This is a genomic window from Fluviicola sp., assembly GCF_030151805.1.
Lineage (GTDB): Bacteria > Bacteroidota > Bacteroidia > Flavobacteriales_D > Crocinitomicaceae > Fluviicola.
This window is the reverse complement of sequence record NZ_JASLCN010000339.1, coordinates 1-8,207: the sequence shown is the minus strand read 5'-3', so window position 1 is coordinate 8,207 and position 8,207 is coordinate 1. Positions and strand designations below refer to the sequence as shown.

Sequence of the window (8,207 nt, the reverse complement as noted above, 5' to 3'; positions counted from 1 at the left end):
AGCAAATAAATCCTCAAAATAAAACACACTGTCCTCATGCATTGGTGCCTCATTAATAATCCAGTCTGCAATAACAGGATCCTTAACTACCTCGACAAGACCAAGCGATAAGAATAACTTTGCATGACGATACTGAGTATTTTCAGAGCTATAACCCCGAATAATATCACTCCAAGCCATGGTGTTTTCTTTAAAAACATTCACACTGGCAAGCTTTGTAGTTGAGGGATTATAACGGTGTTCACTCGCCGTTTTTTCCTTCTGAATTCGTTTTTCCTTTTTCTGACAGCCAAAAAAAGTAGCGCTGCTACAAATCGATAACGCTAGAAAAACATTAAGCATCGTTCGCGTAGGGACTTGCACCAAGTTTATAAATTGTTTTTTCATAAATTTTTAGGTTTTCATAAATGAATAGTACTAATTCTTTTAAATTTAATTAAAAACGCAGTATACACTAATTTGCCTATGAACTAATTGTGAAGGGCTACATTTATAATTATCTAAAAGTAGAAACAAGACAAGCTTTTTCTTAATTTCGAAGGAAATATGGAAAAAGTCCCTCAAAAAATATCAAAAGTTCAAATGACAAGCCACGCCTTGATCATTTTTGCAATTGTTGTCGTGATACTTTACCTGGGACAAAGCCTCATTATTCCACTCATTTTCGGAGCAATTCTCTGGCTGTTAATGCGGAAAATCCGCTCGCTCTTTTACGTCATCGGGTTACAGGATCGCTTTTTCCCCAAAGGGCTCAAAACACTTTTAAGTTCGGCCATTCTGTTTTCGTCCGTTTGGGTGATCGGAATGATTTTTGAAAGAAACATCCAGGAACTGATCAAGTATTACGATGTTTACAACACCAATTTCACTGCAATCCTGAAAGAATTTGACCACGTATCCAGCTATAAAATTGAAGATCTGACCAAGAGTTTCAACTCAAACGATCTGATCAGTAAATACATTACTTCAGCACTCAGCTCATTGCAAACCATTATTTCGAATGTGGTCATCGTGTTGATTTACATGCTTTTCATTATCATGGAAGAATCTTCTTTCAAGTTCAAAGTCAAAGCGATGTTCCCGGAGAAAGAAGCGTACAATGAACGCATTGAAGTCATTCGACGGATTGAAAAAGCAATCACCAATTACCTTGGAATCAAATCCTTGATTGCTTTGGTCTCCTCCACCATCGGTTATTTGATTTTCACATTAATCGGGTTGCATGCTCCGTTTTTCTGGGCATTACTGATCTTCATGTTCAGTTTCATTCCGTTCTTCGGAGTCTTGATCAGCTCGTTTTTACCTGCTATTTTTTCCATCATTCAATTCGGAACTTACAGCGAATCCTTGATTATTCTTTTCAGCACAGGATCTATTCAATTCTTTGCCGGAAATATTATTGAGCCAAGAATCATGGGAAACACCATGAATGTAAGCCCAATCGTCGTGATTCTGTCTCTTGGTTTCTGGGGCTTCATCTGGGGACTTCCGGGAATGTTCCTGAGCGTTCCGATCACGGTGATTATGGTGATCATTTTCTCTAAGTTTAAGTCTACCAGGGGAATTGCAATCTTACTTTCCGAGAAAGGAGAAATCGAACATTAATGAAGGCTTTTTTAATCTTTTGTTTCCTGGTTACAGCTTTCGGTTCCTTTTCTCAATTTGAGGACGAAGTCGAGGATAAACCTGTTTTTGGCGGAACAAATGTCATTACAAAAAATGCCGCCGGACAAGTCGGTATTAAATCTGCAAGCGGAAAGGAAATCATTCCCTTTGTATACTCGAAAATCATTGAGAACCACTTAGGTCTTTTCGTTTTCAAGATCAATAAATCCAACGGATACGAGCGTTCCTATTCGCTTGGTTATTACAACCGGCAATTCAAACAGGTTCTTCCTTGCCAATACAACAGCTTGTTGGCTTTGGAGGAAGGTTACATCATTGCATCTCAGAACAGCGACAAAAAATTCGGGTTAATCGATACCATCGGGAGAATCATCATTCCGTTTGAATACGAAGAAATGGCTGCGCCAAGCGAAGGTCTTTACCTGACGAAACTGAAAGGGAAATACGGTTTTATCAATAAGAAAAATCACGTGGTCGTTGATCACGAATTCACCTATGCAAGTCCTTTTTCGGAAGGATTCGCCGCGGCAAGCAAATCCGGGCTGATCGGCTACATCGATCGGAAAGGTAATTTCGAAATCAAGGAACAATTCACTTCAGCCGATGATTTTGCTTACGGCTATGCACAGGTTTTCTTTTACAATCAAACCAGCATGATTGATGTAAACGGTCTCATCCTGTTTCCTTTCATTTTTAAAAGTATTCATGCTGTCGGAAACGGACAATTTGTTTTTGAAGCAGGTGAAAACTTGCGCAAAACATTGGTTTCAACACTTCCGAAGCTTGGAATTGCCCAACGTCCGAATGAACTTTCCCAATACGATTCATTGGTTTCGACCATGGATTCAGAGATTGATTCCGAAACGCTGGAGGAGAAATTCATGGGTGTTTTGAATCTGAACAAACAGTTGATCGGTGGAAATGATTTTCAGCAGGTCATTCATTTGATTTCGGAAGATCAAAATCAGTTATATGCCGTTCAGAGAAAAGGAAACAACGAAGAAAATTCCTCTAAGATTTACAATTTCGCATTGATGGATGGAAACGGAAAATTATTGACTGATTTTCGTTTTTTCGAAGTAAAGCCGGAAGAAAAGATTGTTGTAGAAGAAGTGAATGACACTTTTATCAGTTATCGTGTGGATGCTTCCGGAAAGTTAATCAAACTGGATTAAGATCACTTCTCCCTTTTATCCGGATCTTTCTTCACCTCTTCTTCCTTGATAATTTCCCGTGGTTTCAATAATTCCTGCCAGGTTTTAGGCCGGAGGAGCGGATTCCATTTAAATTCCGGTAAAAACTGTTCTTCCGGATCAATTTGGTTGATCGGGTAAAACTTCCCGTCCGGCTGATTCAGATAAGTTACTCCGACCACTTCCCCGCTATCCAGGTAAACTCTCAGATCTGACGAAAAGATCCTGTTCAACCCTTTTCGTTTGATCACGATCGCCGTATCGGTTTTTACTTCTTCTTCCGGGTAGAAAATAGTCTTTGCCTGGCCAATCACATCCGATCTCATCAATTCATTATTTTTGAAATAAGACCAGATTTCTTTTCCGGAAAGCTGATTGTAATATTTTCCCGAATCCAGTTCATTGGCGGCAAAGGCTTTCGGATAAAGATGTGCTTTTTCGATCAGCGTATCATTCTTTACAAATACCCTGATCGTATCTCCGATCAATTCGGAATTGTAGCTCCAGAAATGCGCATTTCCCCACAAATCCATGATTCCTTCGGCTTTTTTGTAATCGAGTGAATCCGACACTCCCTGAATTTTATTCTGAAAAATGCGCACATCGCGCCCGCCTCTGATCCGAAGTGTTTTTTCCAGCGTATCTCTTACATGAAACAAAGTATCTGCCCGAAGAAACAAGGTGTCTTTTGATTTCATGATGCGAATCAGCGGGAAATCCGTCAGAACATCCGTTAATGTTTTTCCATCCGACACAAAATGCCCGGCATTAAACTGTACTTTTTGAGCAGTGTCGATCATCTGTACATGTCCTTTTCCAAGCGCATATTTCCGTTTGGGCGCATAATACAAACTATCTCCGGTAATCACTCGCGGCTCTTGCTCGATCTTTGCATTATTTGTCAGCAAACCTTCTTCGGTTTCGACATGATACCAGCCCCGGTCGCAATAAAACTTCGAATCTTTAGTCGTTCCGACGGTCGGACCGTAGAAAAACACTTTATGAACCAGGTAATTGTAATGCAGCGTATCGGTAGTGAGTTTCAGATCATCACTTTTGTAAACGACATTTCCTTTGAAAAATGCCTCTTCGGTATTCGGATAAAAATAGCCGAATGTACTGGTGAGTACTTCGTTGCTTGTAATGTTCTCGATACGCCCCTTATTCCGGTAAATGGCTTTTGAACTTTTCGCATCGTAATCCAATGAATCGGTCGTGACCTTGTACTCCCGGTCGCGAATCCTCACATGTCCCCACAACTTTGCCAGTTTTGTTCTTCCATTGTAATACAGCGAATCACAAAACAAATTCAAGGTATCGGCTTTGTTGATCTGGACTTTTCCGTAAGCCCAAACTTCGCCCGTTCTCTCTTTGTAATGTGCAGAATCACAAAACATGACATTTCCCTGGTATTTGAAATTCAGGAAACCAGAAAGACGCTGTTTACCCGTTCGTTCGTCGTAAGAAAGTTTTTTAGCTCCGGGAAGTAATTCCAGCCAGGAACCCTGGGCCATTGAAAATTGCGTGCACACAAAAATTGCGCTTAAAAAAAGCGCAATTCGATAAGTATATGTGCTGAATAACTTCAAATTATCTCGTTGCCAACGTTTGTTTACGATCCGGACCAACAGAAACTGTTGTAACCGGCACTTGCAAATGTTGTTCCAAATAGTTCACGTAGTCTTTCAATGCTTCAGGAGCTTCTGAATAAGAAGTCAAACCAGTCAGATCTTTGTTCCATCCCGGAATATCTTCATAAACAGGCTCAATCGTTACTCCGTCGATATCGTAGGGCATGTAATCCTGCTCTACTCCGTCTACTTTGTACTTTGTACACGCACGAATGGTTTCGAATGTGTCCAAAACGTCTGCTTTCATCATCGCCAACTCGGTTACACCGTTGATCATGATTGCATATTTCATTGCCGGAAGGTCGATCCATCCGCAACGGCGAGGCCTTCCGGTTGTAGCACCGAATTCTCGTCCTTCTTTACGGATTTTCTCACCGATTTCATTTTCCAATTCTGTTGGGAATGGCCCGGAACCAACACGCGTACAGTATGCTTTGAAAATTCCGATTACATCACCGATTTTTGAAGGTGCGATTCCAAGACCTGTACAAGTTCCTGCAGTTACTGTATTGGATGATGTGACAAACGGATAAGTTCCGAAATCAATGTCCAGCATCGTTCCCTGAGCTCCTTCCGCCAATACTTTTTTCCCTGCTTTCATTGCATCGTTCATGTATTGTTCGCTGTCAACCGCAGTCAACCCTCTCAACACTTCGATTCCTTCCATCCACGGACCTTCCAATTCTTCCAGGTTGTATTCAAAGCCTTCATAATGCTTCAACATGTTCAAATGCTTCTCAACAAGTGTCTGGTATTTTTCCTTGAATGACGGCAGGAAAATATCTCCTACACGCAATCCGTTTCGACCTGTTTTATCCATGTAAGTAGGTCCGATTCCTTTCAACGTACTTCCGATTTTATCTTTTCCTTTGGAAGCTTCGGAAGCTGCGTCCAACAACTTATGCGTTGGCAAGATCAAATGTGCTTTTCTGGAAACAATCAAACGCTCTTTTACATTGATGTTGAACGGAACCAACTTTTCCAATTCTTTTTGAAAAATAACCGGGTCAATTACCACTCCGTTTCCGATCAAATTCACCACATTTCCATGAAAAATTCCGGAAGGAATCGTGTGCAAAACGTGTTTCACTCCTTCAAATTCAAGTGTGTGACCTGCATTTGGTCCACCTTGAAAACGAGCAATAATATCATATTGCGGAGTAAGAACATCTACAATCTTTCCTTTCCCTTCATCTCCCCATTGTAATCCTAAAAGAACATCTACTTTCATGTGACTTTATTAAATTTCGCTTCAACTTCTTCTGTCGAATTGAAGCAGCTAAAAATTTCGTTTAACTTGGATATTTCGAATAGCTTTTTCACGGATGGCTGTAAGTTTACCAACACGCAGTCCAAGCCTGTTTTTCGCGATCTTGTCAGAATCCGGACAAAGAAATTCAGACCGGTACTGTTACAATACTCCAAAGCGGAACAATCGCACAACACAGCTTTCAATTCATTTGTTAATACCTGATCTATTTGATTTAAGGCTTCAGTCAGTCCTTCGTCGGAAATGATTCTTCCTGAAATTTTGACCAATACAAAATTCGATGACTTCGTTATGTCAAACTGAGCACTCATTACTGACCCTGTTCATTCTCTTCGTTTCTAACTCCGTAGAAATAAAGTGAATGATGCTGAATTTTAACTCCGAAGATTTCTTCGATCGTTGCTTTAATACTTTGGATTCTCGGATCACAAAATTCGATGACTTCCCCGGTGTCCGTCAGAATAACGTGGTCGTGCTGTTTTGATCCGTGAGATTTTTCAAACTGAGCCAGGTTTTTTCCGAACTGATGTTTCCGAACCAAATTGCAAGCCAATAAAAGCTCGATGGTATTGTATAAAGTTGCTCTGGAAACACGGTAGTTTTGATTCTTCATCTTGATATACAAGGATTCGATATCAAAATGACCTTTGTAGTTATAAATTTCCGACAAAATTGCAAAGCGTTCGGGGGTTTTTCGGTGCCCGTTTTGCTCCAAATATGCTGAAAATATATTTCTGACTGTTAACTGCAGATCTTGTTGTTGCATCTGACAATGTTGAAAGGGCAAAAGTAGTTATTTTTTTCTTCTTTACCACCAAGAACAATTGCCATAATAAGAAGTTTTCAACGAATTGTGTGCCTTTTGCACATATTTCCTTTTTCTGCGCTATTTGGATATCAATCTGAAGTAAATCATCACCTGGAAATAAAGCGGATTATAGCTTCTCGGTGCAGCGCTTCCCGATTTCTGAATGGAAAATCTGTTATCGCCCGGATTTCCTTTAAATTCGTACTGAGCAGGATCAAAAGCGAAGGTGTAATTTTCATATGCATCCCTTTCCCTGAATTTCACTTTTGTTTGCATTTGATACCCAATTAAGGTTTTTACTCCGATAAACCGGTATTCCCAGTTGACTCCTATTCCGAATCCGGCATGAAACGCGGTTGACATTTCCCAATCTGAAACCGGAACCTTCTGACAGCCACAGCTATCCCGGTAGCTCACTTCCATATACGCCCGATAGATTGTCATTCCCATATCTGCACGAACAAATCCTGAAAATCCTTTCCACGGAGCCATGAAACGGTATTCGGTATAAAGAAGTGGTGTAAATGTTCTGGCTTTCAATTCAAACGTTGCTTCCAGCGGAAAATTTTCCGAACCTGATCCGCCTTGCCCATACTCTTCCGGTAAATAGCTTTTGGATTGGTTCATTTGTCCCAACTTCTGAAAACCGAATGAAAATCCCAACAACCAACGGGATCGCGAACCCATTTCTCCCGAAAAATCAAAAACATGCCCAACACGATCGTTGTACCAGGATAAATCATTCATGGTCCTGAAACCTGTTTGATTTCGATCCATTCGGATGATGGCATTTATTCCATATCCGAAACGAAAAACATTCCGGCGTTTACCGGCAACCAAATCGTTCAGCTTGTTTAAATCCAGGTAAGCCGCATCTGTTTTGATCGGAAGCGTACCCGAGGTTTCATCCGGTTCGGAAGTGTTGTTTTTGGCTTTTTCCGGTGGACAAACTTGTGCATTGCCCTGAAAAAGAATAAGGAAAATTCCGACGATGCAAGTAGCAATATGTTTCATATGAGCAGTTTAAACCCTCCCAAAAGCAACAAAATTCACGCCATGAAATGTTAATTTGCAAAATTGATTGATTTGCATTTTGCCAAAATGGCAATTCGCAATTTTACGAATCCGTGCAAAACGGATCATAAAACCGTTCTCCGTTAATCTTCTTTCGTATCGTATCGCTCTACCCGCTTCACTCCTTCTACCTGCTCAAATTTGCGCATCAGGGTATCCAAGTGTTCCGTATCGTATACCAGAACATGAATTCGTCCTTCAAACAAACCATCATTGGCTTCGAAGGAAATGGATTTCATGTTCACGTTCAATTCATTCGAAATCACTTCGGTGATTTTATTTACAATTCCCACATCATCAATTCCGATCAGGCGGATAGCTGCCACGCGCGCTACCAAATCCTGACTTCTCCATCTTGCCTTAATACAACGATAAGCCATTTTGGACTGCAAATGTTCTGCATTCGGGCAGTTGATGCGATGAATCTTGATTCCTTCCGAAATGGTAATAAACCCGAATACAGGATCTCCCGGAATCGGGTTACAGCAACGAGCCATTTGATATTGGATGTTCTTGAAGTCTTCTCCAATGATGATGGTATCTTCCTTTTTGTTGATTTTCGGATAGACATCCAGCTCGTGTTTGTCTTTATTAGCCGCTGGTTT

9 protein-coding genes are annotated in these 8,207 nt (G+C 40.7%); 2 read left to right on the top strand and 7 right to left on the bottom strand.

Translation table 11 applies throughout. The features are described 5' to 3' along the window. A partial coding sequence (locus Q1V93_RS12915) for a hypothetical protein (protein WP_300665276.1) occupies positions 1-387 on the bottom strand: 387 nt, incomplete at its 3' end. Between the two features lie 195 nt (positions 388-582). Here Q1V93_RS12915 and Q1V93_RS12910 point away from each other — a divergent pair. Together Q1V93_RS12910 and Q1V93_RS12905 are read left to right on the top strand one after the other, a co-directional pair. After that, positions 583-1,605, top strand: a complete 1,023-nt coding sequence (locus Q1V93_RS12910) for an AI-2E family transporter (RefSeq protein ID WP_300665275.1) — start codon at positions 583-585, stop codon at positions 1,603-1,605. Then, positions 1,605-2,801 (top strand): WG repeat-containing protein, encoded by a 1,197-nt coding sequence (locus tag Q1V93_RS12905; RefSeq protein ID WP_300665274.1) that lies wholly within the window; start codon positions 1,605-1,607, stop codon positions 2,799-2,801. The genes Q1V93_RS12910 and Q1V93_RS12905 overlap by 1 nt, the downstream gene beginning before the upstream one ends. A 2-nt stretch (positions 2,802-2,803) precedes the next feature. Here Q1V93_RS12905 and Q1V93_RS12900 read toward each other — a convergent pair whose 3' ends face one another. The 6 genes from Q1V93_RS12900 to Q1V93_RS12880 all read right to left on the bottom strand — a co-directional run. After that, positions 2,804-4,408: an OstA-like protein gene (locus Q1V93_RS12900; RefSeq protein WP_300665273.1), complete on the bottom strand. Its 1,605-nt coding sequence runs from the start codon at positions 4,406-4,408 to the stop codon at positions 2,804-2,806. 1 nt (position 4,409) lies between these two features. Further along, positions 4,410-5,681, bottom strand: coding sequence for an adenylosuccinate synthase (locus tag Q1V93_RS12895; protein WP_300665272.1), 1,272 nt, complete (start codon positions 5,679-5,681; stop codon positions 4,410-4,412). After that, on the bottom strand, positions 5,678-6,031 hold the full coding sequence (locus Q1V93_RS19410) for an STAS domain-containing protein (RefSeq protein WP_367183802.1): 354 nt from the start codon (positions 6,029-6,031) through the stop codon (positions 5,678-5,680). Before Q1V93_RS19410 ends, Q1V93_RS12895 begins: the two co-directional genes overlap by 4 nt. Next, the gene (locus Q1V93_RS12890; RefSeq protein WP_300665270.1) at positions 6,031-6,486 is read right to left on the bottom strand and encodes a transcriptional repressor; all 456 of its coding nucleotides are present in this window, start codon (positions 6,484-6,486) and stop codon (positions 6,031-6,033) included. The genes Q1V93_RS19410 and Q1V93_RS12890 overlap by 1 nt, the downstream gene beginning before the upstream one ends. A 120-nt stretch (positions 6,487-6,606) precedes the next feature. After that, positions 6,607-7,542 (bottom strand): hypothetical protein, encoded by a 936-nt coding sequence (locus tag Q1V93_RS12885; protein ID WP_300665269.1) that lies wholly within the window; start codon positions 7,540-7,542, stop codon positions 6,607-6,609. 143 nt (positions 7,543-7,685) lie between these two features. Then, on the bottom strand, positions 7,686-8,207 hold a 522-nt coding region (locus Q1V93_RS12880), incomplete at its 5' end, for an ACT domain-containing protein (protein ID WP_367183801.1).

What these genes read in the sequence shown, in the direction of transcription:
- Q1V93_RS19410 (WP_367183802.1), bottom strand. Translation starts at nt 6,031, where the DNA reads ATGAGTGCTCAGTTTGACATAACGAAGTCATCGAATTTTGTATTGGTC.
- Q1V93_RS12910 (WP_300665275.1), top strand. Translation starts at nt 583, where the DNA reads ATGACAAGCCACGCCTTGATCATTTTTGCAATTGTTGTCGTGATACTT.
- Q1V93_RS12890 (WP_300665270.1), bottom strand. Translation starts at nt 6,486, where the DNA reads ATGCAACAACAAGATCTGCAGTTAACAGTCAGAAATATATTTTCAGCA.
- Q1V93_RS12905 (WP_300665274.1), top strand. Translation starts at nt 1,605, where the DNA reads ATGAAGGCTTTTTTAATCTTTTGTTTCCTGGTTACAGCTTTCGGTTCC.
- Q1V93_RS12895 (WP_300665272.1), bottom strand. Translation starts at nt 5,681, where the DNA reads ATGAAAGTAGATGTTCTTTTAGGATTACAATGGGGAGATGAAGGGAAA.
- Q1V93_RS12885 (WP_300665269.1), bottom strand. Translation starts at nt 7,542, where the DNA reads ATGAAACATATTGCTACTTGCATCGTCGGAATTTTCCTTATTCTTTTT.